Origin of the sequence: Synechococcus sp. MIT S9504 (assembly GCF_047497135.1) — a bacterium.
Classification (GTDB): domain Bacteria; phylum Cyanobacteriota; class Cyanobacteriia; order PCC-6307; family Cyanobiaceae; genus Synechococcus_C.
Genome location: NZ_CP138942.1, coordinates 1,185,832 through 1,210,438 on the forward strand (window position 1 = coordinate 1,185,832; position 24,607 = coordinate 1,210,438).

The window sequence follows — 24,607 nt, forward strand, 5'->3', positions numbered from 1 at the left end:
GTCGCGTCGGCTTGCGCTGAACCTTCAGCACCTGCAGCCGATGCCGGCACTTCAGGCGTTTCGGGCTTGGCAGGAGTGTCGGGGGTTTCGCTCACCGGACATCAATCGTTCGCGGGACTGTAGACAGCCCAGGGGACTTCTCACCAGCTTCACCAATCTGCCGGAATCGGCTGATCCCAATCATCAGCGACTGTTGTTGAGGTCTGAGCAGGATTGGAGACAGCCTGCTCCTTCAGATCCGACTGAGCAACGTTGTCCTTCGAAGTTCGGCCCGTCCGAATCACCCTGAAGGGAACAGAGACGGTGGGTGCAGGTTCTCGCAGGTCTCTCTCGGGCCAGGGCATCGTTGCGGCTGCAGCGGCAGCACGCTCACTGTCAAGCTCTGGAGATTCTTCTTGCCATGAATACGGTCGTCGAACCTCCCGTTGAAGTGTTTGTTGAGTTGACGATCCGGCCGCCAGGACAGCACCAGATCCGAGGACGGCTCCAGATGTGGCGGCCACAGCCATCCATACGCCAAGGGGAAGTCTGGGTAGTTCCCAGGTGAGGATGCGAAGACTGCCTGTCTTTCCGAGGTTGAGACCGCCGACAAGCAAGGTGAGCAGTAGCGGTAAAAGAGAAGGGATCAGCAACAGGCGTTGTAGAGCGGTCATGACTGGGGTCCCTGCCAACGCTTCTGATCCGTAAGCGTTTCCCCTAACGCGTCAAGGAGCCTCATCACCAGAAAATCGAGCATGTCGTCGATGCTTTCAGGCTGGGTGTACCAGGCCGGTATCGGCGGCGCAATTTTTGCTCCTGCTTCTGCAAGGGTGGTGAGGTTGCGCAGATGCAGCAGGTTCCAGGGCATTTCCCTCGGTGCAATCACCAGAGGACGCCCTTCCTTGAGATGGACATCAGCACAGCGCTCGAGCAGGTCCCCTCCGAGTCCAGCCGCCAGACGACCAACTGTTCCCATCGAACAGGGCACAACAAGCATGCCTTTGGTGGGAACGCTGCCACTGGCGACAACAGCTGACTGATCGTCCCAGCGATGACAGATGAGTTGACCTTCCTTGACGCCAAGCCGATCACGCCAGAAGCGTTCCTGAAGTCTGGGATCCACAGGAACAGAGATCGATCGTTCCGCTCGCCAGACTCCATGGGCGCCACGACTGACAATCACATGCACACTCAGATCACGGCGCAACATCGATTGCAATGTGCGTTCAGCCAGCTGTTGAGCGGAGGCCCCGCTGATGCCGATCACATAGGGAATCATTCCTCGCTCACAGCCACCGGCATGGGATCGTCAGAAACAGGGGTCGTGGCAGGAACCACTTCGAGGTCTATCTGATTTCGAAGAACATCAACCTTGAGAACTTTTACCTCGACGGTGTCGCCCAACTGATAGACACGCCTGCTTCTTCGGCCAACGAGACGATTTTGCCTTGATCGATATTCATACCAGTCATCATTCAATGAACTGACATGAACAAGACCTTCCACCATGGAAGGAGCAATTTCAACAAAAAATCCGTAGCTCTGAACTCCACTGATCACACCAGTCTGATGCTGATTGAGCATCGGCTCTGCGCTGCGAGCCTTTGCCATTGCAAGAAGATCCCTTTTCAGCTCCTCAACCTGGCGACGCCGAACATTCAACCTCTGCACGGTGCGTTCTCGGATCATGTCAATGATTTTCTGCTCTTGAGAAGCCGTAAACAAAGGCCAGCTCACTGAGGCTTCAACACCTTTTTCACCCAGTTTGACTTTGTTTTTCTGACGCACAGTTGGGCGATCTTTCCCGTCATTGAGCAGGGAACAAAGCACCTGCTGGTTCATCAGATCGGCCTGATGCAACGTTGGGCAACACCATGGTGCAAAAGGATTGAGATGATGCTTGTCCGATCCATCATCCTCGCGGTTACCAGGACCTTGATTGGGCAACTGATCTGCAACGGACTCGCCGGATGCCTCTCCAGAATTTGCAGAACTGGATTCCTTTCTGTTCACTGAAACCCGATAAAAACTCTCTGGTAAAGCCTGCTTGAGTTGAAGATTGAGCACATGGCTCGAATCACTGCTCGCCAAAGCCATGGCCAATTCGGAAGGAGAGGGTGCTCCGTCTTCGTCCAATTCAAGAGGAACGTCCAGGCCGACAGCAGCCTTGGCCACGTCATTGAGAGCAGCATCATCCGGCGCTGGAGCATCAAGAAGAATCGCTGGCAAACCCAGTTGGCGACTGTGCTCTTCCCAGACACGGTCGGCATTCCTGATGAGCACGGACAGGATCGAATTAGGGCAACTGGGGTTAAGTGGCATCGACCAGCTCTGACCATCACCATCGGGCGACACGCTGTTGAGATCTCCCAGATCATCAGCTTGAGCACGCTTCAGATCCAATTCGATTCGACCCTCTCTTCGTTCAGCTTCTTGCAACTTTGTTGCACAGAAAATGAGTGTTTCCAGCTGACCAATCTGGTCTTTGATCGACTTCAGAGCGACAGGAACTGCTCTGGACTTCGGTTTTCGAGATTCCAGAGCATGGAGGGCCCCAGCATTCACTTCAGCAACAGGGCGAATCCGACTCAGACAAAACTCCCAGTTGCGCCATTCACCGTCGGGACCCATATCCAAACGCAGTGACACTGCGTCTTGAACCTCCCCGACTGAGAAGCAACAGGCTTTAGCAAGAGCAGGGCTCAGCAATGGCATCCAGTGCCCACCCAGACAGAGGCTTTCCGATTGATTGAGAAGCCACTGGTCGTAACTATTCCCCGGGCTTAGACGTTCAGCAACAGCGGGGGCATGAATCCAAAGACGAGTACCACCGTCGTGAGGGATGACATGCACAGCTGGAAGAGCTGGAGCACCATCAGCAGTCCAGCCGCTGATGATCAGGGCGGGCTGGTCACTCAGGTCTTCACGTTTCTTGGCTGAGGGTGCCTTGAAACTGGCACGAGGTGGAGCCGGTCGCTGATGAAGATTGGCCTTGGTGAGCATCAGCTCGCGGTCTGCACCGGAACCGCCATCGAGGGGAAGCGATCGTGCAACGTGTCCACGTGCCGGAAACTGTGCGATCGGATAGCGATCCAGCACCACCTCGGCAACAGCCATGCCGATGGGTTTTTCTGCATGGGTGGCGTCCTCTTGAGACAATTCAATCGACGCCAACAAACGGTCGTCGAGAGGAACGGCGATGACGCGTTCATCCTGTTGTTCCACCGACGCAAGCAAGCTTGTGGTGGCTCGCTCAAGAATGCATTGCACGCCCCCTTCAGGAGAACGACGCCTACCTCCCTCACGTGTCAGCCTCACAAGCACCCGATCGCCGTTCCAAGCGTGATTGAGCTGGTGATCACGGATATAGATATCGTCTCCACCGTCATCGCGAATCGCGAAACAGAACCCCTTGCTGCTACAGCGAAGGCGCGCTTCGACCAGATCGTCAGCGGCACCCTTGCTGATGCCTCCATCGCTGTCGAGAGCAAGAATTCCCAGCCTTGATAGACCTTGAACAGCGAGACCGAGCGAATGTTTCTCGGCGCGATTGGTGAGCCGGAGGATTTTTTCAAGCTTGGCAATCTCCAAGTTGCCCTCATCGGGAACCTGATCGAGCAGGTCAGCGACCGTGAATTTCATCGGAACGGTTGATGGGAACCGGCCTTCAGGACCGGGAGGGGGCATCTCGGGTGCGCGTGCAGCGGAAGACCGAGCTTTCCCTCGATTGTTCAATCCTAAGGGCCCCTGGTGCTCCCCAGATTCAGTCGTCGGCAGTCGCTGTTGATTCCGCACCACTGAGAAGTGGCCAGAGCAGTTTCAGACCAATCGCCAGAAATCCGAGCGATGCCATGAGCTGTAACCAGTCGGCGGGAACAACGCCAGAGAGTGATCCACCTGCTATGGCACCGATCAGACTTGCCAAGACGAGCGCTGATGATGAGCCGAGGAACACGGCAAAGGGGCGGTTGGACGTACCGCTGATCGCCACTGTGGCGAGTTGGGTCTTGTCCCCGAGCTCTGCCAGGAAAACCGTGGCGAACGTGGAAAGAAGCAGGGTCAGATTCATGTCAAGACAACGTCTAATGGCAAATGGATCAAGGGAAGACTTCTAAAAAGGGTTGGCAGCGATCAACGACTGCAGTGCCTGGGAACCAAGCCACAACCCAAGTCCCAACATCAACAGTCCGGCCATCTGCTCGAGCCGTTCTGGTTGCATCACGGTTGACAGCCAACGTCCCACAAGAACGCCAACCAGGCTGGAGCAGATCAACGCCAGAGCAGCACCACCGAACACAAGCCAGGGTTGACCCGATTGTGCGGAAAGCAAAAGTGTGGCGAGCTGGGTTTTATCGCCAAGCTCGGCAAGGAAAACCGTTGTGAAGGTTGTCAGGAGGACAGTCGTGAATCCAGGACGTTGTGTGGTGCCGGAATCAGTCATCACAAAGGTTCCGATGAGCGGATAAGACGTTCGAACTTACGCAGTTCCCTGCTGCGGCCGCCATGAACTGAACGGATCTGTTGTCGGCAGCAAGCGATCGCAAATGAGTCCGCGTGATCAGCGGCAATACCGAACAAGTCGCAGAGACTGCTGACGCGGCAGAAATCCGGACGGGTCTCATAGATCCGACAACGTCTGGATCCACTGTCGAAATGAATGCACCAGCCATCGTCACCCACCATCGACAGGTATTCCTTCTGCTGAAGAGGATCAAGAGCCTCCACTGCTTCTGGGCGTTCCTCAGGTGCCAGTCGGCAACAGGCACCGCACTGGTCCATGCAGGACCACTGCTGTTCAGGACGTGTCATAAGACCTCCTCGTAACCATGTTCAGTGGATTGAGGCTGTGACAAGCCATCACAGAGGTTGAGTTCGAGCTGTACGGGAGGGGGGCATTCCTCGTAGCCTGCATAAGGCAACATGCCCCTTATTTGCTTCCGTTTCATGGGACTCGATTTCCACCTGATCGCCAATTTCGCGGCACTGGCTTTGATTACCTTGGCCGGCCCCGCAGTGATCTTTATTCTCTTCTACCGCCGTGGTGCTCTCTGAAGTTTGCTGAGTCCGTGATACACCGGATCTCTGCAGACCAGGCGTCCGGTGTAGGCAGCCAGCACTGAAGCGAGAACCACACCAGCAAACAGCTGTTGATCTCCGGCCAGTCTCCAGGCGAATACGATTGAAACAAGGGGTAGTTGGGTGGCTCCGGACAGTCCTGCAGCAAGACCCAACCCGATGCCGACCTGTGAGCTGATTCCTGCCACTGCACAGATCGTGTAGCCGAGAACGGCACCGAAAGTCAGAGAAGGATCAATCAAGCCGCCAGGCACTCCAGGGCTTAACGCGAGCATCGGTCCAATCACCCTGACCAGTGTGATCCAGATACTGGTGAGCCCACTGATGTAAACCTGATCATCACCCATGGCATTGGGCATGCCCTGTTCGATGAGCTGCCGCACGAGCGCTTCGCCATCTGAAGTGGAGGTTCCCCAGCTCAACAGTGCAAGAACGGTCAATCCCCCACCGAGATAGAGACCTGTCCGCAGAGGTTTTCTTTTGATCACAGGGGCAAGACGTCCGGTCAGCCAGACCAGGCCCTTATTGAAGAATCCACCAACGAGTCCGCAGACGATTCCGATCGGAAAAGCAAGCATCAGTTGCTCCACTTCCGGTAGAGCGACGTTGAGAACACCGAGTCCAAACATCGGTTCTCCTCCGATGTTGGAGAACCCTGCAGCGGCCACGCTGATCACCAGCGCTGGCCAGATCGTCACGATCGAATAGTCGGCGGTGAGTTCTTCGAGCATGAACACGGCTCCAAGCAGAGGCGTGTTAAAACCGCCGGCCAGACCCGCCCCCCCACCGATTGCCACAATCTGCCGTTCACTCAGAGAAGGCAGCCAGTTGCGAAAGCGTCGGTGGCAGGCCCTCGAAACTGCAGCACCGAATTGAACAACCGGACCCTCCCTTCCGAGCGGAAACATGGCGATGGTGGCTATGGACCAAAGAACCCCGCGCTGCACTGTTCCTGGTGCTGCCATCGCTTTCGGCAGTTGGGAAGGGTCCTCTAATCCATTCATGGTGGATGGAATGCCTGAGCCTGCACCGGCTTGCCAGGGACCACGCTGAAGCAGCAGCAGAATCGGCATCACCACGAGAGGCAAGAAGGCGACAACCACCCCCCTCCAGCTCCAACCTTCATCGGCGGAGGTCGGCATCAAGGCATACAGATGATCCTGCACACCATCAACAAGGTTCAGAGGCAGACATGCCAGTCCGATCAACACTCCGACCAGAACGAGACCGATGAAATGCCGCACAACGCCTTTGAGCCGGCTCTGTGACGGCAGCGTTCCCGGAATCAGGACTGGTTCGTGACGACTATCCGGACTCATGGGCGTAAACCGAGGCCGATACAAGCCTCCTGAAGTAAAGCTGCAACGTAAGGGTGTGAGGCGCGACTGTCGTCGCTTTCCAGCACACCCTCGCGATTGACCCGGCTCACCAGTGACTTGCCCTCTGGATTGGTCAACTCAAAGCTTGTGTTGTCGATGCGCTGGACGCGGTAACTGCCGCGCAAACGACGCAGTTCCATCACTTCCAGATGGGGACGAAGAGCCTGGATCTCCAGCTGAAAACGGGTCTCACCACGCCAGTGATTCTGAGTGAGGGTGTACATCGCATCGATGATCTGACTGAGCACAGCCGTTTCAGGCCAGCGCCAGACAATCGCCTCACGCTCCACTCCGTTCTGTTCAAGTTTCAGCCGTAAGTGACCTCCGCGCAGGGACTGTTGGTCAGTGATTCGGCAAGCGCGTGACCAGAACAGAGGTTTTGGATGACCAGCCCCGAAAGGTTCCAGCCTTTGCAGGGCTTGCCAGAAAGAATGATCAATTTGATCGAGCTCCAACAATGCTTCGGGTTCCACCAGCAGATCCTCACCCCGGCCCTGCAACCATTGCGTCGCTAGAGCGTTGAGGGCCTGATGAAGTGCAGTGACAGCAGGGACCTGAACGGTGAATCCACCTGCGGCTGGATGGCCTCCATGCCGTTCGAGAAGATCACTGCATTGCTGCAACGCACGATCGACAGCGAAACCGTCAGGTGCACGCACCGAAGCGCGCATGCGTCCTTCGCCGTCACTGGCAAGAAGCGCTGCGGGTCTTTGATATCGCTCAACTAGACGTGCGGCAACGATGCCAATCACCCCGTGATGCCAATGAGCCTGCGCAAGCAACAGAAAGGGAGGTAAAGGTGATGGATCACTTTCAAGCAATGCAACAGCCTCCGCTTCGATCGCATCACAGAGCTCGCGTCGCTGACGATTGAGTGCGTCGCACTGACGGCCGAGCTCGAAGGCGCGATTGGGATCATCAGCTGTGAGCAGGTCAACCACCAGGGAGGGTTCACCGATGCGGCCAACCGCGTTGATTCTCGGTGCCAGCTGGAAACCGATGTCGTCAGCACGCAAAGGACGGTCTCCAAGCCCGGCCAGTTGCTGCAGAGCCTGAACTCCGGGGCAGCTGCTTCGATGTAGATGACTCAGCCCTTCCCGCAGCAGGGTTCGATTAGCTCCGGTGAGTGGTGCCATATCGGCCACCGTTCCAATGCAGAACAGATCCCTTGCTGTGGTGATCGCATCAGGTTTCTTCAACTCCTCCGCCAAAGCTCTGGCCAACACATAGGCCAGTCCCACCCCTGCCAGACCCCCATAAGGAGAGTCCTTCGGAGTGGTTGCAGGATGAATCAGAGCAAGTGCTGTCGGACGGTTGGCAGGAAGGGTGTGGTGATCAGTGAGGATCACTTCGACGCCCAGTTCTGAAGCCTTCTGCAGAGCTTCATGAGCAGCCACACCGTTGTCGACCGTCACCAGCAAACGGACGCCCTCTGCATGAAGCTGCTCAACCATGCCGCTGTTCAGACCATATCCATCGGCCATTCGGCTTGGAATCGCCGCTTGTGGAGTGGCGCCCATGGCCTCAAAAGCACGCATCAAAAGAGCAGTGCTGGTCATGCCATCGGCGTCATAATCGCCACAGATGGCGACTGTCTCCTTGTTGAGGCATGCCGTTTTAAGCCGTTTGAGTGCCGGGCAAAGCTCAGGGAAATGATCATCTGCTGCCGGCAACGGTTGATCGCTGAGAAGCAACATCACCTGCTCAGGACTCTGGAGTCCTCGTCTGAAGAGGACTGCTTTCAGAGCCAATGGAAGATTCACTGAGGGCAGTGGGTCACCCTCGATCGGTCGTGGGAGTCGCCACTGCTGATCCCGGGCGCCCGCCACCATGCCGAAGGAAATGATTGGCTGCATTGTGGGTCGTCGTCGCCTCAAAAGCGATCGGTCAAGCTGGTGCACGATCGGATCACCGACATGACCCGTTTGCAGGCTGTTTTCTGGGATGTGGATGGAACGCTTGCTGACACCGAGCTGAATGGCCATCGCCAGGCGTTCAATCAGGCTTTTGCAGACTGTGGCCTCAGCTGGAACTGGAATGAGCAGCTCTATTCCGAATTGCTGAGCATTCCTGGAGGACGACAGCGGATGCAGTCCTACGCGCAGCGAGTGGGAGACACGCTTGATGCTGAATTACTGGAACGATTACGTCGATCAAAACAACAGCACTATCTCAAGGTCGTTTCTTCCGGAGCCATCACTCTGCGACCTGGTGTCAGTCGACTTCTGCATGAACTCAACCGAGCCGATGTGCAGCAGTGGATTGTGACCAGCAGTGGAGAAGCCTCGGTTCTTGCATTAATCGAGTCTTTTTCAGGTGAGCTCACCGGAATTTTTGAGGGAATGGTCACTGCCGATGACGTGTACAGGCACAAACCGCATCCTGACCCTTATCAACTGGCTCTTGATCTCAGTGGATCAGATCGTGCCTCTGTTGTGGTTTTTGAGGATTCAACCCCTGGACTGCAGTCAGCCCGTGCAGCCGGTCTGTGCTGTGTCCTGACCCCATCCCCATGGGACAGAGAGCTTGAAAACAGCCAGCAGCATGCTTCAGCCGTGATCGATCAGCTCGGAGAGGATGAGCAAAAGGCAAGAATCTTCAGTGGACCCCCTTGTGCAGAAGGTCTGATCACGCTGGAGTATCTGGAGTTGCTGCTTTCGGCCACCTCGCGATGACCCTTCAGGCCACTCGCTACGAGCAGTTGCAGCGGCGCATCGGCAGGCTATTGAACCAAACCCTGATTGGCCCGTGGAGACGGCGCAGTGTCGGGGTTCTCGCTTTGCTGTTCGGCTTCATCATCGGCAGCAACGTGACGATGATCTGGTTTCAGAGGTCCGGTCAGAACCGTCCTGTAGCGGTGCTGGTGATGGTGCTCATCATTGAACTGATCGTGCGCCTGCGCAGCAAAGTGCATCCCGGACCGTGGCCACTCCCCTGGCTAGCCCTCGACAATTTGCGCATCGGCACGGTCTATGCCGTTGTGCTTGAGGCTTACAAACTTGGATCCTGATCGCCAAAGCGATTCCATGCCCCAGCGGGTCCCTGACGGTCTGCTGCCTTTGCTTGCAAACCTGGATTGGTCCAACGTTGAGGACTGGTGGGATCGATGGGAGCGCGTCGGCGGCCTCAACCTGGCCAGAGATCAATGGTCGGTGCCGGTTGTTGATGGCTGGGTTGCCTTCGTTGGTCTGCCATTGCTGAGCCGAGTTGAGTCGGCTCTGCATTGTGGAGAGCGTGTGATCCTTGGTGTCAGCGCCCTGCCTGGTTGCGGCAAGTCAACCCTGTGCAACTGGGTCAAATCAGCGTCTCAACAACTGGGTTGGCCGGTGGAACATCTTTCACTTGATGATTTCTACTGGCCCGCGGAGCTGCTGGACAAAAGGATGCAAGGCAATCCCTGGTCTGTGCCGAGAGCTCTTCCGGGCAGTCATGACATTGATGGGCTCCTGCAATCGCTTGATGAGTGGAAAACAAACGGGCAGATCACAGCTCCACGCTTTGACAAATCACTTCGCAATGGCCGGGGAGATCGATACGGAAGCAGCAGTTCACGACCACAAGTGGTGCTGATGGAAGGTTGGTTTCTGGGGGTCTCCCCGCTCCCCTCGATTGAAACCGAAATCCTTGAAGGGTTATCAGAACAGGAGCTTTCTTGGCGGTCCAGAGCCGTTTCCTTACTCGCTGAGTATCAAGAGATCTGGGCGTTCCTTGATGACCTCTGGCATTTGCGAGCTGTTCGAAGCGACATGTCCTCTCGCTGGAAGCAGCAGCAACTGGTCACTCTGGAACAGCAAAGCGGTGTGGGCTACCGCACGAGCGACCTATCAGACTTCAACCGCATGGTGCTTGCCGCATTGCCACCGAGTTGGTTACGCAACCTTCGCCTGAGCAGTGCTGTGATGGATCTCACGGAATCACGCGACGTGCGTGAGATCCATGTGCTGAACACTCAGCTTTCAGCCTCGTCCTCTTCAGCAACGGGATAGACGAAGCCCTGAGCACGGCCACTCAGCACAGACTTGCCAATGGAGAGAGCACGCTGAGCCGCAGTGGCAGCCTTGGCCTTCCAGACAGCATGACGCTGGTTGCGCTTGCTTTTTGAGGTTTTCTTCTTCGGGACGGCCATCGCGGGCGGTTCACTGCCAAACAGCCATGATCCACTTCGAAGAGGCCACTCGTCAAATCGCTAGTCTTTGTGCAACGCATCAGCGGTGTGAGTTCAGAGCAGCCGACCCAGTCAGAACAGGGAACTCCAGCGCCCAAGTCAAAGCCTGAGGAGCAACAGAAGAATCCGTTCGCCCTGTTTCAAAGGCAACCGGAGGTGAGCTACAGCACCCTGCTGAAAGAAATTTCCTCCGGCTCCGTCAAGGAACTGGTCCTGGTACCTGCTCGCCGTCAGGTGATCGTCACCTATTCCGATGGCAAGCAAATCACAGTTCCGGTACTGGCGAATGATCAGCAGATCCTCAGAGTCGCCGAAGCATCGGGTACACCACTGAATGTCAAGGATGTCCGTCAGGAACAGGCACTGGCCGGACTCGCTGGCAATCTCGCCCTAATCGTTCTGATCGTTGTCGGGCTGTCATTGCTGTTGCGACGTTCTGCCCAGGCTGCCAACAAGGCGATGGGGTTCGGACGTAGCCAGGCAAGAACCAGCCCTCAGGACGAAATCACAGTTCGCTTTGAAGATGTCGCCGGGATCGGTGAGGCCAAGGAAGAGCTGCAGGAGGTCGTCACTTTCCTGAAACAGCCGGAGACCTTCATCAAGCTTGGAGCCCGGATACCTCGCGGTGTGCTGTTGATCGGTCCACCCGGCACCGGCAAAACTCTTCTTGCCAAGGCGATCGCAGGTGAAGCAGGTGTTCCATTTTTTTCCATAGCAGCCTCTGAATTCGTTGAATTGTTCGTAGGGGTCGGGGCCAGCAGGGTGAGGGACCTGTTCCGAAAAGCCAAGGAGAAAGCTCCTTGCATCGTGTTCATCGATGAAATTGACGCTGTCGGTCGCCAGAGAGGAGCTGGGATTGGCGGCGGAAACGATGAACGCGAACAAACCCTGAATCAGTTGCTGACCGAAATGGATGGATTCGCCGACAACTCCGGGGTCATCCTTCTTGCAGCGACAAACCGTCCTGATGTTCTGGACACAGCACTCATGCGGCCAGGACGGTTCGACCGACGGATTCAGGTAGGCCTTCCCGATCGCCGCGGTCGGGAATCGATACTCGCTGTGCATGCAAGAACACGTCCGTTGTCAGACGAGGTTTCGCTCGCTGACTGGGCTTGCAGAACCCCTGGTTTTTCAGGCGCCGATCTGGCGAATCTTCTCAACGAGGCAGCCATTCTCACGGCTCGTCATCAGTCGTCCTTCCTCGGTAACAGAGAACTTGAGGAGGCACTGGAGCGCATCACCATGGGCCTGACTGCCGCCCCACTCCAGGACGGAGCAAAAAAGCGTTTGATTGCTTATCACGAAATCGGCCATGCCCTGGTGGCTGCGCTGACTCCCCATGCCGACCCGGTCGACAAAGTCACTCTCTTGCCCCGCAGTGGGGGTGTTGGAGGGTTCACCCGTTTCTTCCCTGACGAGGAAATCATTGACTCCGGTCTCGTGACCCGCGCCTATCTGAGAGCACGACTGGTGATGGCCCTGGGGGGTCGTGCAGCGGAGATTGTCGTTTTCGGAGACTCTGAGGTGACACAGGGCGCCAGCGGCGATCTCCAGATGGTGTCCCAACTTGCGAGGGAGATGGTGACGCGTTTCGGATTCTCTGATCTGGGCCCCGTTGCTCTTGAAGGTCAGGACCAGGAAGTCTTCCTTGGACGGGACCTGGTCAACACCAGGCAGTCCTATGCCGAAAGCACCGGCCGAGAAATTGATCGCCGAGTGCGTGCGCTGGCACAAGAAGCACTGCATCAGGCCATTGATCTGCTCCAGTCGAGGCGGCAGCTGATGGATCGTCTTGTTGAGGCACTGATTGAGGAAGAGACCCTGCAGTCCGATCGTTTTCACGTTCTGGCAGGTATCGACGTACCCAGCAGGAGCTCTAGCCTGGATCAGTTGCCGGCTGGGGCTTGAGCCTGCTCAAACGGGGCCTTCCCTTCCTATTGAGTCGATCAGCGGTATGGCTGCTGCTGGCGTTTCCCGCTTTCTGGCTGTTCGCCAGACTTCAGGTTGAGTGGTCGTGGTTCTCCCAGTTCGGGCATGAAGGGATCTACCTCCAGCGACTGGGCTTTCAGGTTCTTGGTGCTGGGTTAGCACTATTGCTGGTGCTGCTCACCGCCTGGTGGCGACACCGATGGATGCGGGCCTATGTCCCCACACCACGTGGAGAGATCCCAGCGCTGCGAGGGGGCGTCTATTCCCTTTCATTGCTCGCCTGCCTCTCAATCCTTCTCAGCGTTCTTGCCATCACGACACGGCTGGCTTGGTTGGCATGGAAGCAACCTTTTCTGCTGGCCCACTGGTGGAGTGTTCCGTTTCAACCGGAATGGACCGTTCTCATCATTAGCATTCTGCTGATCCTGCTGATCACGATTGGCCTTGGACGCAGGCGACGCATCAACCTTGCCTTCCTTTATGGAAGCCTATGCATCTGTGTTGTGGCAGGTCGGAGCTGGGGGCTCTGGGCACTGGCTATCACGATTCCTGATGCAGGATCGACGGATCCACTGCTGGGCGCAGATCTCAGTTTCGGATTAGGTCGCTTTTCAGCAATCGCGCTGGTCCTTGAGCTGTTGTTGCTGCAGATCCTGCTGACGCTGAGCACGTCGGCCTGGAGTCGCCTGACCCGGCCACCCTGCCTGAGTGACTGGGGCTTTCCAGGCTGGAACACCCAGGAACGTGCATTGCTGCGACCTGTACTGGCACTGCTGCTGCTGGTGCTAGCTGCACTCACATGGCTTGTGCGTCATCAACTGCTCTGGACCCAGAGCGGATTGGTTGCCGGTGCTGGCTGGCTTGATATCCATTTGAGGCTGCCTCTGCGGCAGTGTGTTGCACTTCTGCTGGTGCTGATGGCCGGGACCTTTGTGCCATGGCCGGGAGAAAGACAATTCCCTCGACGACGGCTGAGAACAGCACTGTTCACTCTTGCTTTGGTCGCCGTCCTCGCGGAACTGCTGCTTTCGCCGATTGTTCAGTGGATCGTGGTCCGCCCTAAGGAACTGCAACTCGAAACTCCCTACATCAGTCGCTCAATCTCAGCCACACGTCAGGCCTATCAACTGGATTCCATCAAAGCCCGGGGCAGCACGCCAACTCAGGAGATCAGTGAGCAGGACCTGGTCAAAGGAGCAAGCACGCTGCAAAACATCAGGCTCTGGGACAGCCAACCGATGCTGGACACCAATCGTCAGCTGCAACAACTGAGGGTTTACTACCAATTCGCGAATGCATCCGTTGATCGATATCCGCTCCATGAAGAAATCAATGAAAACCAACAGGTGATCATTTCAGCGCGCGAATTGGACCAGGCTGCACTTCCAAAGCGTTCGCGAACCTGGCAGAACCGTCATTTTGTTTTCACTCATGGTTTTGGCTTCACACTGAATCCTGTCAATACACGTGAACCTGATGGTCTCCCGGCTTACTTCATCAGCGACCTGGGACAATCCACACAAATTCAAGGAAATGAGTCGCTGGGTATTAGCAAGGAAGATGTTGAGCGTGAAGTACCGATAGGCCGAGCCGCTCTTTACTTTGGAGCCCTGCATTCCCCCTACGCAGTAGCACCCACACGCATCGAGGAATTTGATTACCCCGAGGGTGATGACAACACCTACAACCATTACTCAGGGTCAGCTGGTGTCTCGCTTGAACATCAGTGGCAGAGGATTACCGCCGCGACTTACCTTGGTGATCCCCGCTTTCTAAACACAGGAGCTCTGACCACTGAGTCTCGATTGCTTCTGAGGCGCGATGTCAAAGAAAGAGTCAGAACGCTTGCACCATTTCTTGATCTGATGGGAGATCCTTATCTTGTCTCCGTTCCCATCGATGATGCTCCCAGTGGCTATCAGCAAAGTCAGCACCAATACTGGATTGTTGATGGATTTACATCATCAAGAACAGTTCCCTATGCAGCAACGCTTCCTGACGGTCGACCTTTGCGATATCTCCGCAATTCTGTGAAGGCAGTTGTTGATGCCTATAACGGCACAGTTCATCTTTACATCAATGAACCGAATGATCCGATCATTCAAGCTTGGGGCAATGTTTTCCCATCACTGTTTGAATCCTTGCAAGAGATGCCTGCCAACCTGAAACGACACTTGATGGTCCCTAAGGCACAGTTTGAATTGCAAGTTCAGCAACTGCTGCGTTACCACGTTACTAATCCTCGAATTTTTTACAGCGGGGATGATGTCTGGCAAGTACCGATGGAGTTGTACGGAAAGAATCAGGTTCCCGTAGCTCCCTACCGCATCACCGCACAGATCAAACAAAGTCCAAGTTCAGAGTTTCTTTTACTTCAACCGCTCACTCCACTCGCACGTCCTAATCTTTCAGCCTGGTTGGCGGCACGTAATGATGGTGAGCATTATGGAGAGCTTGTTCTGCTGCGATTCCCCAGCGATGTTCCAATTTTTGGCCCTGAACAGGTCCAGGCACTGATCAATCAAAATCCTGAAATCAGTCAGCAGTTCGCTCTCTGGGATCGGGCAGGCTCACAGGTTGTACAAGGAAATTTACTTGTCGTACCTGTGGGTGATTCGCTTTTGTATGTGGAACCGATTTATCTTCGAGCTCGGCAGGGAGGGCTGCCGACATTGACAAGAATCGTGGTCAGCGATGGACGTCGCGTCGCAATGGCAGCTGATCTGGACAATGGTTTGACGACACTCCTCAACAAGCGAAGACAGGAAACAAAGGAAACGCCATAAAAAAAGGTCCGCTGCAGGCGAAGCGGACCTAGAAGACAGCCAAGGAGGTTGGGCGACTCAGTTGATCGCAGCGAAAAACTCTTTGCTGCCAACGGGGTCAGGCTTCATGGTCTTTTCACCTGGAGTCCAGTTTGCAGGGCAAACCTCATCTGGATTTGACTGCACGTACTGGAAGGCCTGCAGAACGCGCAGGGTTTCATCGACGTTGCGCCCAACAGGAAGATTATTAATGGTTGAGTGCATGATCACACCCTCGGGATCAATGATGAATAATCCACGCAGTGCAACACCTTCATCTTCGTCGAGCACGTTGTAGGCAGTTGCAATCTCTTTCTTAAGGTCGGCCACAAGGGGATAGTTGATATCACCAAGACCACCCTGGTTTCGTGGGCTCTGGATCCATGCCAGATGGCTGAACTGACTGTCTACAGAAACACCCAGAACTTCGGTGTTTTTGGAGGAGAAATCTGAGTAACGATCACTGAATGCGGTAATTTCAGTGGGACACACAAAGGTGAAATCCAGCGGATAAAAGAACAGCACGACGTATTTACCGCGATACTGCTCGAGGCTAATTTCCTTGAACTCCTGGTCAACCACTGCTGTAGCAGTGAAATCGGGAGCCTTTTGGCCCACGCGCAGCGAAGACATGTTGGTGATGCGAGGTTTGGCAAGGAAGTGAACAGGCCTAGGTCGTAGTCGTTCCGACTTCCAATTGCTCGCGACAAGTTATCACGGCTGACCTGAAGACTGCGGGACAACAGGGCTTCTGTCTGAGCATGTCCCACTCTTATTATCGACGGATGATTCACTCCTCCATGAGCTGGGATCCAGCGCTTCTCCGAAAATTCAGCAGCACCGGTCATTTCCGACTGCTGAATCAGGTACGAAGTGAGCTGAGCAGCCAACCGCTCGAACGTGATCCGAACACAAGGGCACTGCTGCTCAAAGCTCGACCGCACCGTGGCCAACCAGTGAGACAACAACGGCGTCCTAATGCGATTCCCGAGGGTCATGTCGCATTGACTGATGATGTGGCAACAGCGCAGTCATCTCCCAAATCCTTCAGAGAACGTCTCAACGCCATCGAGATGCGCTAGCTCTTCAGGACATCCCAAGATGTATGATGGTTACTGGCCTGATGGCCTTTCGTCAGAGTAGCTCAGCTGGTTAGAGCACAGGATTCATAACCCTGAGGTCGAGAGTTCAAGTCTCTCCTCTGACATTTATTTTCAAAAAAAATATATAAAACAATTTATTATTGTCTAAATAATAATATTCAATTTCAAAATATATGTCTTAGAAACTGACCCGATGTGTCAGTGCAATCAGACACGGCGCGCAGGAAGCATGGCCATTGGATCAAGGGCGGCACCACCTGGACGACGAATCTCGAAATGAAGATGAGGGCCTGTACTACGACCGGTGCTTCCCATCAAGGAAATACGGGAGCCCTGGGGGACCATCTGACCTTTTCTGACCAGTAGACGACTGTTGTGGGCATAACGTGTGGAGGAACCGTCTGAGTGGGACATTTCGACGAGATAGCCGTAACCACTGCTCCAACCTGCATACGCAATCACACCGTCCTTGGCCGCCAGAATCGGAGTGCCGACATTGTTGGCGATGTCGATGCCCTTATGCATCCGACCCCATCGCCATCCGTAACCGGAGGTGAAAACACCTTTTGTCGGCCAGATGAAGGACTGAGAAGCATGAAAGTTGTCAGATCCTGAGAAGCCAGGAAGATCGGGCCAGCTCGCACCGCCTGATCTCAAAGGACGAATTCCCAGCAAAGGACGTGCTTTGGCAACCCTGACCTTGCTACCGGTGACCAACATCCGGGAAAGCTGAACACCAGGGTTGAGATCCTTCAATTGTTGAAGAGTGATGCCATGGTCCCTGACGAACGAAGACAAGGACTGATCTGACTTGATCTCAACCACATCTTTCGGAGTTGGTGGAGAACTCAGAGGAGCAGTGGTGCGCAGTGAACCAGGAACAAATCGGGATGAATCAGCGACATCACCACGACTGGCTTCAGGTAGAACCAGCCAGCTGCCTTCCTTGAGGATGGCCCCGGTTGACTGTTCATTCAGTTCTGATAGCTCTTTCAAAGAGAGATCAAGCTCTCTGGAAATCACACTGAGATCGCTGTCTGCTGCAAGCTCGACCCAGATCAGAGAGGTGACATTGGGCAATGCAGAGAGGAGCTGCTGCGGGGTGTAGTGGTCGGAATCGGCATACCCTGAAAGCTGTGAAACCGCGAACAGCGCACTGCTGGAAGTTATCGCGGTAACAGCTAAGAAAAGGGGCTTCATTCAGGCATGCTTGAGGATGATTCCCGATGGAGCCGCCACAACCCGGGATTCGGCTGAAAGTAGCGAGCGGAAAACGTCCCCGCAAGGGCTTTCGTGGCAGATCTCCAATTACCACAACTGAAGCTGCCATCCGGCGTGATAACTGACGATTCCGCAGGCGACGGACAGGTTCAGACTGCGAACACCTCCGCGACCATCATCCGCCGCGCTGCATGGCATCGGAATGGTGAGAATTTGATCGCACTGAGTCCTGATCGGATCAGGCAGTCCGATGTCCTCGCGTCCGAACAACAGAACATCACCCTGCTGAAAACGCATGGTCTGAAGGGTCTGCCCACCGCGACGGCTGCAACCAATCAAGCGTGAAGGCTGAGGAAGACTGTTCAGAAACTGATCGAAATCCTGATGGACGGAGAGATCAACAAAGGGCCAGTAGTCCAGCCCAGCACGCTTGAGATGACGGTCATCAATCGAAAATCCGAGTGGCTCGATCAGGGCAAGAGGTAAGCCGAATGCTGCACAAGTCCGCGCGATGCTGCCGGTGTTGGGTGGAATCCTGGGTTCAAACAGAGCAACCCTTAATGGTGTTGGAGCCAAAATCATCCCTGGGGCACCGGACATCCAAGTGCATGGAGGTCAAGAGCCCTTCCCTGGACAACGAGCCAACTTGCTGAGGCAATGGTGTCCAGCTGTTGAGCGAGTTGACCTTGACGATCACGAAATCGTCCACCGATGGCCGTTGCTGGCACCACTCCCCAGCCTGTCTCCTCAATCACCAGAACCACGGGTCGTTGTCGCTGCTGAAGGCTTTTGATCAGATCGGCTTCAAGTTGCGCCCAGTCATTGGGGGACGCTTCAAGATGCCACGCCGTAAAGGCTCCCAGAGCATCGACCAAGACGGTGTGATTGGTTGGAATCGTGTCCAGAGCCAACGACAGATCGGCTCCACTTTCAATCACCTCCCAGTGCGGGGGACGCCGATCACGATGCAGCCGTATTCGTTGCTGCCATCCACTGTCATCAGGACGTGAATCGGATGTCGCGACGTAGCTGACAGGACTGTGTTGAGCAACCAGATGTTCGGCCCAGCGACTCTTGCCACTTCGGCTGGGACCGCAGACAAGGACAAGTCCATCTAAAGGCTTAACCACCGCCGTTCATACCGCGCAAGGTGGCCACAGAGGACGGGCTGACACGATTGAGATAACGGAAGATCCAATACTTGAAGATGGTGGCAAGGATCACTGGGAACGTGGCAATGAAGAGAAGGATGAAGTTCTCTCTTGCTGGGAAGCCGAAGTGATTGGCGATTCCATCCAAAAGAACGGTCCATCCCTCAGGACTGTGGAAGCCAACAAAAATATCGGTGAACAGAATGATGGCGAAAGCCTTGGCTGAATCACTGAGTCCGTAGACAGCTTCATCAAAGAATCCACGCAGCACTCTCAGTTCTTCGCGACTGAACAGACACACCACAACGAATGCCACCGTTGCAGCAAGATCCGCCAAGACGTTTTTCACTGCATGGGTGCTTTCCGAGTCAGCCTCTTCTTTTAATTCCTCGGCTTTAGCAGAGAGTTTCTGCTGAAGTTCCTCCTGAGTGGGAATGGAATCACCGCGCAGAAGTGCATCAAATTCAATCTCAGCCTTGTAAACCCTCAGTTTTTCAACAGCCTGTTCCTCGAGTTGAGGCTTTGGATAGCTCAGGAAAGGAAGATCTGGGGCGAAGTGATCAACAGCTGGACTGATGATGTAAGTGCGGCTGACCTGTTGGACCAACAACGGCACAAGAATCAGCAGGAGCAACACCTTCAGGGAAATCAGAGTTGAATCCCTGCGACGTCGGAAACCTGCCACCAGCGTTGCTTCCGCTGCAGGATTGAGCTGACGACGCAATGTGTCAAAGATGCCTAGCAGGGAGCGTGGCAGAGGATCAGGGGCTCGACTGATCGTCGGCGCTGACGCTGAACGTCTGGGGTTGTAGCGGTTGACAACGCTTTCAATCAGTTGAAGCTGCCTGAGTTCCTGAGTATCAAACTGTCCACGCTGATACTCAAGTTTATCGAGTGATGAGCGACAGACGTTAATGGCGGCCCTGAACTTACGAAGGATCGTGGCCTGAACAGTTGCTGGAACGGAGAGCTCAAGATCTGGACGAATTGGGCGGTCGCCGTAATATTCAAGTTCGAGACTTTGAATCAGAAGCGCGGCTTCGTAACCACGATCCAGTTCTGAGTTCACATTGAAAGATTTGGTTCCGCCGAAGGTCCCAAGCCAGTTACGTCCTGCCATCGTGTCGTTAGCTGGAGAAAATCCACCAGGTCGCCATTGGTACTATGGTGCCGACGACAAGAAGAACGACAACCCATGTGAAGGCGTTGCTGCTTTCAGTCTCTTCAGCGGTTGGGATATTCGTAGGGTTGGCGACGCGTTCAAGCTGCACTGGTGGACCAGGGTCCTCTCCCCCGTTGAGAACAACTTCGATTCGGCTGATTCCGTCAAGGGTGGCCTGTCGAAAGCGATCCCCATCGCGTAGGGGCTGACTCATGGTGGTCCGCCCTGTACTGCGCAACAGGGACTCTGGTAATTGTTCAAGCAACTCCTTGGCCGCAACCACTGTCGCCTGCTTGCTCTGAGTTTCCTCGAGGAAGAACAGCAATGGGCGGTCAGTCAGGTTGGACTCCTCCCCCCAGCGATCAAGAAGTTCGTCTCCAAAACCGGAAAGACTGAGTCCATAGTCGAGTCGTCGCAATGTCACCAAACGGGCATCGACGTGGAACTGATTCAAGTCCTGCAAACGCGTGCTGATCTCATTCCTGCTGGCTCTGCTCAGCACATCAGCTGAATCCAACACAACTTCATCGGGCAGAGCCGGCGGAAAATCCTGAGCAGACACTGCCAGCGCCGCTGGGACCGCAAGCAAAAGACAGAACAGAGCAGACAGAATCCCTCCGACGAGGTGGTTCAGACGCTTCATAGTCATGGGCATTGAGGCTGCCAGTCTGCCTTTAGGTGGAAAGGCTGTCTCGATGTAAGGCCGTGATGGCCTCCATCACGGCAACAGCACGGCCGTCAGGAAGTGACAGACGCTCACAGAGTTGGTTGAGGAACAACTGTTCTGCAGGAGAAACATCCCTATCGGCATGCGTGAGTTGTACCGCCACAGCCAATGCCGTCTCCTGCTGGATGGGAGTCAGTGCTGGCAGTGCCTCAGTCACCAGCTGATTCACCCCCTGTTCGCGGAGTGTGACCAGGAGCCGATCGAACAGGGCACCCATCTCCTGTTCCGTTCGATCTTTGTAGGGAGTGCGGTACTCCAGTGATCGTCGCAGCGCATGGGCTTCCTCACGACCAAGGGTGCCGTCGCATGCCACCGCAGCGAGTGCGATTGAGGCAAAAGCTTCTGCGTCCGTCATCACCACTGGTCAGTGCTGCCCCATTTGAGCAAGAGTGAGCTCTTCTGACCGCAGGACTCTCGAGACCATGCCAGGCTCCGCGCGACTCTGCCTGATCTCCGGACTGCTGGTGCTGGGTCTTGCCATCTTCAACGCTGTAACTGCAGGGACGTTCACGCCCGCCTTGCAGCGAGCAGAAGTGCTGTCCGGGATGGCGGCGGTTGGTTTGATGCTTGTTGCGGTGCTCTGGACCAGGGCTGTCCCACGCAATCCCAAGGCAGTCAACCTTGAAGGCGAACAGGGTCTGGAAATCACCGCAGGACTCCCCGAAAGCCTGCGCACTGAACTGGCCTGGGGGAGCCACCAGTTTCTGACGGCAACTTCGGCCGCCACGATCCTGGTGAACTGGGACGAGACGGTCCTGCTCAGACGAGGTCTGATCACCAAGGATCCATTTTCTCCGGGTGAAATCTGTCGACGCAGTACTGAGCGACAGGCCCTGGTGTCCCTGGTCAGAACCGCGCTATACCCTGGTCGTCAGGAATTTGATGCTGTTCTGCCAGGTCTGCCGGCGGTGATGGTTCAACCACTTGGACAGCGTGGCTGGATTGTGCTCGGTGGCTGGTCAGAGCGATGCTTCACCCGCTCCGATGAACGATGGCTGGCGGGTTGGGCAGAACGACTCAGAACTCAACTGGAGCTGATTTCCGTGGACGGGGACTCTCATCCTCAGACTGATCCGAAGGGAACCTGACCTGGGATTCCACCTTTCCTCCTGGAGCGGTAAAGGTGATCCTGCCTTTTTCACCAACCTGACCCGCCAGCTTGCTGGCGCGGGTCAGCTGGTCATTGGCGTCACGTTTTAACAGCACATTCCCTTCCGCAAGGACCTCCTCAGTCCCCCAGTTCCAGCGACAGGTGGTCGCATCGAGCGCTTCTCCGGGCTGTTCAATCCTGCAATCACCATTGATCAGAACCGTGTTGTCATTCAACTCAGCCTGAAACGCTTTGCCAAAGATCCTGGTGCGATCCAGTTCCGCTTCGAAGGGTTGATCGCTGCGCACAATCTGAGTTCGGAAATTCCAGGTGGTGTCCTGAGCCTTGAGAATCCCCTTCTGGCGTGGCATCTGAACAATGACCGGAGCCATCACCATCAGATCACCAACTTGCGTGTTGCCCTGAAGACTCATGCCCTGAAGCTGCTCAAGCACCGTTCCTTCCTGGTCACGACGCTGTGCCAGAACAGGGCCTTCGGCATTCAGCAGGCCGGAATCGAGATTCCACTGAGCGAGGCCGGTTCTGAGTGTTGTATCCGGCTTGGATGGATCGGAGTCTTCGGACCAACGCTCAAGCCTGACGACACCCTTGAGAGTCAGGTCGTTGGAGGTCTGGAGTAGCTGCGCTTCACTGGCACTGATCCGGGACTGCTTGTCCGTCGCTCTCGGACGCTGCTCGATGAGCAGGATCCCCTGCTGCGGACGCCAACGCAGACGGTCTCCCTGAATCAGAAGATTGGAACCGTTGAGTTGCTGCAGCCTGACATCACCTTCAAGCAGGATCTGTTCGCCATCGTTGACGACGAGGGCCAGATCCGACTGCACCCTGAATGATGGTTTTCCCTTCCTGTAGAGAACACCAACAGGCTGGCGGGCACGAACGAGACGACGATTGAGCTCATAACGAGCTTCAGGACTGTTCAGACTCCAGTCCATCAACCCTTGCTTGGTCTTCTGTTCGAGTTTCAGCGATCGAAACACGAAGGGTGGCGACTGAAACGTTGATGTGGGTTTCTCACTGACACAACCTGTCAGGAGCAACAGGGTGATCAACAGACCACCCCTCAGGTGACCGAAGGCTTTGGTCAAGGTCATCAGAGTGGTGATTCGAGCTCGAGCCTCTGCATCACAGGTTCCGGTTGAGGCAATGGCGAGCCGGGAACCAGACTCCCCCAGTTCAGATGTTCCTTCCACGATCCTGAAATCGGGCAGAGACCCAGCTGGGCGAGGATACGTTCACTGAGATCCGGCACGATCGGCTGCAGAAGAACGCCCACAATCCGGGAACATTCCAGAACGGCATAAAGATCTTCACCAACCTGCACTTCCTGACCTGGTTGCTTCATCTGACTCCAGGGAGCCTGTTCGTTGAGGAAGCCATTGGTTTCGATTGCCAACTGAAGCACCGCTTCAGCAGCTTTTTGGAAGTTGAGCTCCGGCATCGACATCCGAACCTGCTGAATCGTCAGCTCTGCTTTGCCGCGAAGAGCATGGTCTTCGCGAACACTCATATCCACAGGAGGCAAGGCATTCTCAAACCACTTCCTGGACATCGATGAGGTGCGGTTGAGCAGATTCCCGATCGTGTTGGCGAGATCGTTGTTGACCAGATCCACAAACCGTTGCTGCTGGAAATCACCGTCATCACCGAACTGAATGTCGCGAAGGAGATACCAACGCACTGCATCAGTACCGCAGCGCTGAAGCAACAGTTCAGGGTCCAGCACATTGCCAAGGGATTTGCCCATTTTCTGACCTTCGCGAGTCAGGAATCCATGGCCGAAAACGCTCTTGGGCAAGGGCAAGCCTGCCGACATCAGCATCGCTGGCCAGTACACGGCATGAAAACGCAGGATGTCCTTGCCGATCACGTGAACGCTCACCGGCCAACCGGCACTGCTGAGACGATCCAGATCCACTGGACCTCCATCATCCAGCAGAGCTGTCAGATAGCCGAGCAGCGCGTCAAACCAGACGTAAAAGGTATGACCGGAGTGGCCAGGGACCGGCAGCCCATGGGAAACATTCACCCGTGAGATTGAGAAATCACGCAGGCCACCGGCCACAAAATTTTCAACCTCCTTCCGGCGACTCGGCGGAGCAATGAATCCTGGCGTTGAGATCAGTGACTCGATTGGCTTTTGAAACTTTGAGAGACAGAAAAAAAGGTTCTCTTCGTCGCGCCATTCAAGAGGCTTGCGGTGAGTCGGACAGCATGGAGAGTCAGCATCAGCAGGGTCGTCCTTGAATTCCTCGCAGTCGACGCAGTACCAACCCTCCTGATGGCCGCTACGGATGTGACCTGAGGCTTCACAGCGATTGAAAAACTCCTGAACTAAGGGCAGGTGACGCTCGCTTGTGGTTCTCACAAAACGGTCATTGCTGATCTCCCACCGTGACCAGAGATCGATGTATTCCTGGCTGATCAGATCACAGTGGTCCTGAGGGCTGATCTTGCGCGCCTCAGCCGTGCGCTGGATCTTCTGACCATGCTCATCCACCCCGGTGACAAACAGAACCTGTTGTCCCTCAAGGCGCTGGAAACGAGCCAAGGCGTCACAGGCAATGGTCGTGTAGGTACTGCCGAGATGGGGCTTGGCATTAACGTAGTAGAGCGGGGTTGTGAGGCTGTAAGTCATCGCTTCGGCGCTCTCCTTTGGCCCCTGGCTCTGGGGCTGGATCTTAACGACCCTCTTTCCAGGTCCCTGATCGAGCGATCCCGCAGCCTGGCGCATGCGACTGCATGAGATCTGATCCAGCTGCATGCTTCTCAAGCAAACAATCTGCAGACTGAGGGC

The 24,607-nt window shown here is 55.4% G+C and carries 26 protein-coding genes and 1 tRNA gene; 9 read left to right on the forward strand and 18 right to left on the reverse strand.

Annotated elements, in window-relative coordinates:
* Positions 1-149 precede the first annotated feature (149 nt).
* The 6 genes from SIB58_RS06940 to SIB58_RS06965 form a co-directional block, all read right to left on the reverse strand.
* On the reverse strand, positions 150-653 hold the full coding sequence (locus SIB58_RS06940; RefSeq protein ID WP_066907400.1) for a hypothetical protein: 504 nt from the start codon (positions 651-653) through the stop codon (positions 150-152).
* Positions 650-1,258 (reverse strand): flavin prenyltransferase UbiX, encoded by a 609-nt coding sequence (locus tag SIB58_RS06945; protein ID WP_066907403.1) that lies wholly within the window; start codon positions 1,256-1,258, stop codon positions 650-652. The genes SIB58_RS06940 and SIB58_RS06945 overlap by 4 nt, the downstream gene beginning before the upstream one ends.
* Positions 1,255-3,621 carry an RNB domain-containing ribonuclease gene (locus tag SIB58_RS06950; RefSeq protein ID WP_066907406.1) on the reverse strand — a complete coding sequence of 789 codons (2,367 nt, stop codon included), beginning with the start codon at positions 3,619-3,621 and terminating at the stop codon, positions 1,255-1,257. The genes SIB58_RS06945 and SIB58_RS06950 overlap by 4 nt, the downstream gene beginning before the upstream one ends.
* A gap of 121 nt (positions 3,622-3,742) precedes the next feature.
* Entirely contained in the window at positions 3,743-4,048 is a 306-nt protein-coding gene (locus SIB58_RS06955; RefSeq protein WP_066907409.1) for a TMEM165/GDT1 family protein, read from the reverse strand.
* 42 nt (positions 4,049-4,090) lie between these two features.
* Positions 4,091-4,420: a TMEM165/GDT1 family protein gene (locus SIB58_RS06960; RefSeq protein ID WP_066907412.1), complete on the reverse strand. Its 330-nt coding sequence runs from the start codon at positions 4,418-4,420 to the stop codon at positions 4,091-4,093.
* Positions 4,420-4,788, reverse strand: coding sequence for a YkgJ family cysteine cluster protein (locus tag SIB58_RS06965; RefSeq protein ID WP_066907415.1), 369 nt, complete (start codon positions 4,786-4,788; stop codon positions 4,420-4,422). Before SIB58_RS06965 ends, SIB58_RS06960 begins: the two co-directional genes overlap by 1 nt.
* Before the next feature lie 135 nt (positions 4,789-4,923).
* Between SIB58_RS06965 and psb30 the strand changes: the two genes are divergently transcribed.
* Positions 4,924-5,031 (forward strand): photosystem II reaction center protein Ycf12/Psb30, encoded by a 108-nt coding sequence (gene psb30, locus SIB58_RS06970; protein ID WP_074159310.1) that lies wholly within the window; start codon positions 4,924-4,926, stop codon positions 5,029-5,031.
* Here psb30 and SIB58_RS06975 read toward each other — a convergent pair.
* A complete protein-coding gene (locus SIB58_RS06975; protein ID WP_066907418.1) occupies positions 5,010-6,374 on the reverse strand; it encodes a chloride channel protein in 1,365 nt (454 codons plus the stop codon). The two genes, psb30 and SIB58_RS06975, sit on opposite strands and share 22 nt — an antisense overlap.
* Entirely contained in the window at positions 6,371-8,266 is a 1,896-nt protein-coding gene (gene recJ, locus SIB58_RS06980; protein WP_066907740.1) for a single-stranded-DNA-specific exonuclease RecJ, read from the reverse strand. Before recJ ends, SIB58_RS06975 begins: the two co-directional genes overlap by 4 nt.
* Before the next feature lie 63 nt (positions 8,267-8,329).
* On the opposite strand from recJ, the gene SIB58_RS06985 reads away from it, so the two are divergent.
* From SIB58_RS06985 to SIB58_RS06995, 3 genes are read left to right on the forward strand one after another with little or no spacing between them, the layout of a single operon-like run.
* The gene (locus tag SIB58_RS06985) at positions 8,330-9,109 is read left to right on the forward strand and encodes an HAD-IA family hydrolase (RefSeq protein WP_369813425.1); all 780 of its coding nucleotides are present in this window, start codon (positions 8,330-8,332) and stop codon (positions 9,107-9,109) included.
* The gene (locus SIB58_RS06990; RefSeq protein ID WP_066907421.1) at positions 9,106-9,444 is read left to right on the forward strand and encodes a DUF565 domain-containing protein; all 339 of its coding nucleotides are present in this window, start codon (positions 9,106-9,108) and stop codon (positions 9,442-9,444) included. The genes SIB58_RS06985 and SIB58_RS06990 overlap by 4 nt, the downstream gene beginning before the upstream one ends.
* 16 nt (positions 9,445-9,460) lie before the next feature.
* Positions 9,461-10,420, forward strand: a complete 960-nt coding sequence (locus SIB58_RS06995; RefSeq protein ID WP_066907746.1) for a kinase — start codon at positions 9,461-9,463, stop codon at positions 10,418-10,420.
* Here SIB58_RS06995 and rpmF read toward each other — a convergent pair.
* Entirely contained in the window at positions 10,384-10,560 is a 177-nt protein-coding gene (gene rpmF, locus SIB58_RS07000; RefSeq protein ID WP_066907424.1) for a 50S ribosomal protein L32, read from the reverse strand. The genes SIB58_RS06995 and rpmF overlap by 37 nt on opposite strands.
* Positions 10,561-10,647: 87 nt before the next feature.
* Here rpmF and ftsH point away from each other — a divergent pair, with 87 nt between their 5' ends.
* Together ftsH and SIB58_RS07010 are read left to right on the forward strand one after the other, a co-directional pair.
* On the forward strand, positions 10,648-12,510 hold the full coding sequence (gene ftsH, locus SIB58_RS07005; protein WP_066907749.1) for an ATP-dependent zinc metalloprotease FtsH: 1,863 nt from the start codon (positions 10,648-10,650) through the stop codon (positions 12,508-12,510).
* Positions 12,507-15,317, forward strand: a complete 2,811-nt coding sequence (locus SIB58_RS07010; RefSeq protein ID WP_231857060.1) for a UPF0182 family protein — start codon at positions 12,507-12,509, stop codon at positions 15,315-15,317. Before ftsH ends, SIB58_RS07010 begins: the two co-directional genes overlap by 4 nt.
* 57 nt (positions 15,318-15,374) lie before the next feature.
* On the opposite strand, the gene SIB58_RS07015 is transcribed toward SIB58_RS07010, so the two are convergent.
* Positions 15,375-15,968, reverse strand: coding sequence for a peroxiredoxin (locus SIB58_RS07015; protein ID WP_066907427.1), 594 nt, complete (start codon positions 15,966-15,968; stop codon positions 15,375-15,377).
* A 152-nt stretch (positions 15,969-16,120) separates the two neighbouring features.
* On the opposite strand from SIB58_RS07015, the gene SIB58_RS07020 reads away from it, so the two are divergent.
* Positions 16,121-16,417 carry a hypothetical protein gene (locus SIB58_RS07020; protein ID WP_066907430.1) on the forward strand — a complete coding sequence of 99 codons (297 nt, stop codon included), beginning with the start codon at positions 16,121-16,123 and terminating at the stop codon, positions 16,415-16,417.
* A 51-nt stretch (positions 16,418-16,468) separates the two neighbouring features.
* Positions 16,469-16,542: transfer RNA gene (locus tag SIB58_RS07025), tRNA-Met, on the forward strand.
* Between the two features lie 103 nt (positions 16,543-16,645).
* Here the strand turns inward: SIB58_RS07025 and SIB58_RS07030 are convergent.
* The 6 genes from SIB58_RS07030 to SIB58_RS07055 all read right to left on the reverse strand — a co-directional run bounded on the left by SIB58_RS07030 (position 16,646) and on the right by SIB58_RS07055 (position 21,054).
* Positions 16,646-17,638, reverse strand: a complete 993-nt coding sequence (locus SIB58_RS07030) for a peptidoglycan DD-metalloendopeptidase family protein (RefSeq protein ID WP_066907433.1) — start codon at positions 17,636-17,638, stop codon at positions 16,646-16,648.
* 108 nt (positions 17,639-17,746) lie between these two features.
* Entirely contained in the window at positions 17,747-18,241 is a 495-nt protein-coding gene (locus tag SIB58_RS07035; RefSeq protein ID WP_066907436.1) for a tRNA (cytidine(34)-2'-O)-methyltransferase, read from the reverse strand.
* On the reverse strand, positions 18,238-18,789 hold the full coding sequence (gene cobU / locus SIB58_RS07040) for a bifunctional adenosylcobinamide kinase/adenosylcobinamide-phosphate guanylyltransferase (RefSeq protein WP_066907439.1): 552 nt from the start codon (positions 18,787-18,789) through the stop codon (positions 18,238-18,240). The genes SIB58_RS07035 and cobU overlap by 4 nt, the downstream gene beginning before the upstream one ends.
* A complete protein-coding gene (gene pxcA, locus SIB58_RS07045) occupies positions 18,782-19,930 on the reverse strand; it encodes a proton extrusion protein PcxA (RefSeq protein ID WP_066907442.1) in 1,149 nt (382 codons plus the stop codon). Before pxcA ends, cobU begins: the two co-directional genes overlap by 8 nt.
* Positions 19,931-19,937: 7 nt before the next feature.
* Entirely contained in the window at positions 19,938-20,615 is a 678-nt protein-coding gene (psb32, locus tag SIB58_RS07050) for a photosystem II repair protein Psb32 (RefSeq protein ID WP_156486544.1), read from the reverse strand.
* A 31-nt stretch (positions 20,616-20,646) separates the two neighbouring features.
* Entirely contained in the window at positions 20,647-21,054 is a 408-nt protein-coding gene (locus tag SIB58_RS07055; protein WP_066907755.1) for a tellurite resistance TerB family protein, read from the reverse strand.
* A gap of 34 nt (positions 21,055-21,088) precedes the next feature.
* On the opposite strand from SIB58_RS07055, the gene SIB58_RS07060 reads away from it, so the two are divergent.
* On the forward strand, positions 21,089-21,787 hold the full coding sequence (locus tag SIB58_RS07060) for a cofactor assembly of complex C subunit B (RefSeq protein WP_369813426.1): 699 nt from the start codon (positions 21,089-21,091) through the stop codon (positions 21,785-21,787).
* Here SIB58_RS07060 and lptC read toward each other — a convergent pair.
* Both lptC and metG read right to left on the reverse strand, forming a co-directional pair.
* Entirely contained in the window at positions 21,717-22,904 is a 1,188-nt protein-coding gene (lptC, locus tag SIB58_RS07065; RefSeq protein ID WP_066907451.1) for an LPS export ABC transporter periplasmic protein LptC, read from the reverse strand. The genes SIB58_RS07060 and lptC overlap by 71 nt on opposite strands.
* On the reverse strand, positions 22,904-24,448 hold the full coding sequence (gene metG / locus SIB58_RS07070; protein ID WP_066907758.1) for a methionine--tRNA ligase: 1,545 nt from the start codon (positions 24,446-24,448) through the stop codon (positions 22,904-22,906). The genes lptC and metG overlap by 1 nt, the downstream gene beginning before the upstream one ends.
* Positions 24,449-24,607 lie beyond the last annotated feature (159 nt).

Coding starts and splice junctions, on each gene's coding strand:
- SIB58_RS06940 (WP_066907400.1), bottom strand. CDS start 653: ATGACCGCTCTACAACGCCTGTTGCTGATCCCTTCTCTTTTACCGCTA.
- SIB58_RS06945 (WP_066907403.1), bottom strand. CDS start 1,258: ATGATTCCCTATGTGATCGGCATCAGCGGGGCCTCCGCTCAACAGCTG.
- SIB58_RS06950 (WP_066907406.1), bottom strand. CDS start 3,621: ATGAAATTCACGGTCGCTGACCTGCTCGATCAGGTTCCCGATGAGGGC.
- SIB58_RS06955 (WP_066907409.1), bottom strand. CDS start 4,048: ATGAATCTGACCCTGCTTCTTTCCACGTTCGCCACGGTTTTCCTGGCA.
- SIB58_RS06960 (WP_066907412.1), bottom strand. CDS start 4,420: ATGACTGATTCCGGCACCACACAACGTCCTGGATTCACGACTGTCCTC.
- SIB58_RS06965 (WP_066907415.1), bottom strand. CDS start 4,788: ATGACACGTCCTGAACAGCAGTGGTCCTGCATGGACCAGTGCGGTGCC.
- psb30 (WP_074159310.1), top strand. CDS start 4,924: ATGGGACTCGATTTCCACCTGATCGCCAATTTCGCGGCACTGGCTTTG.
- SIB58_RS06975 (WP_066907418.1), bottom strand. CDS start 6,374: ATGAGTCCGGATAGTCGTCACGAACCAGTCCTGATTCCGGGAACGCTG.
- recJ (WP_066907740.1), bottom strand. CDS start 8,266: ATGGTGGCGGGCGCCCGGGATCAGCAGTGGCGACTCCCACGACCGATC.
- SIB58_RS06990 (WP_066907421.1), top strand. CDS start 9,106: ATGACCCTTCAGGCCACTCGCTACGAGCAGTTGCAGCGGCGCATCGGC.
- SIB58_RS06995 (WP_066907746.1), top strand. CDS start 9,461: ATGCCCCAGCGGGTCCCTGACGGTCTGCTGCCTTTGCTTGCAAACCTG.
- rpmF (WP_066907424.1), bottom strand. CDS start 10,560: ATGGCCGTCCCGAAGAAGAAAACCTCAAAAAGCAAGCGCAACCAGCGT.
- SIB58_RS07015 (WP_066907427.1), bottom strand. CDS start 15,968: ATGTCTTCGCTGCGCGTGGGCCAAAAGGCTCCCGATTTCACTGCTACA.
- SIB58_RS07020 (WP_066907430.1), top strand. CDS start 16,121: ATGATTCACTCCTCCATGAGCTGGGATCCAGCGCTTCTCCGAAAATTC.
- SIB58_RS07030 (WP_066907433.1), bottom strand. CDS start 17,638: ATGAAGCCCCTTTTCTTAGCTGTTACCGCGATAACTTCCAGCAGTGCG.
- SIB58_RS07035 (WP_066907436.1), bottom strand. CDS start 18,241: ATGATTTTGGCTCCAACACCATTAAGGGTTGCTCTGTTTGAACCCAGG.
- pxcA (WP_066907442.1), bottom strand. CDS start 19,930: ATGGCAGGACGTAACTGGCTTGGGACCTTCGGCGGAACCAAATCTTTC.
- psb32 (WP_156486544.1), bottom strand. CDS start 20,615: ATGAAGCGTCTGAACCACCTCGTCGGAGGGATTCTGTCTGCTCTGTTC.
- SIB58_RS07055 (WP_066907755.1), bottom strand. CDS start 21,054: ATGACGGACGCAGAAGCTTTTGCCTCAATCGCACTCGCTGCGGTGGCA.
- lptC (WP_066907451.1), bottom strand. CDS start 22,904: ATGACCTTGACCAAAGCCTTCGGTCACCTGAGGGGTGGTCTGTTGATC.
- metG (WP_066907758.1), bottom strand. CDS start 24,448: ATGACTTACAGCCTCACAACCCCGCTCTACTACGTTAATGCCAAGCCC.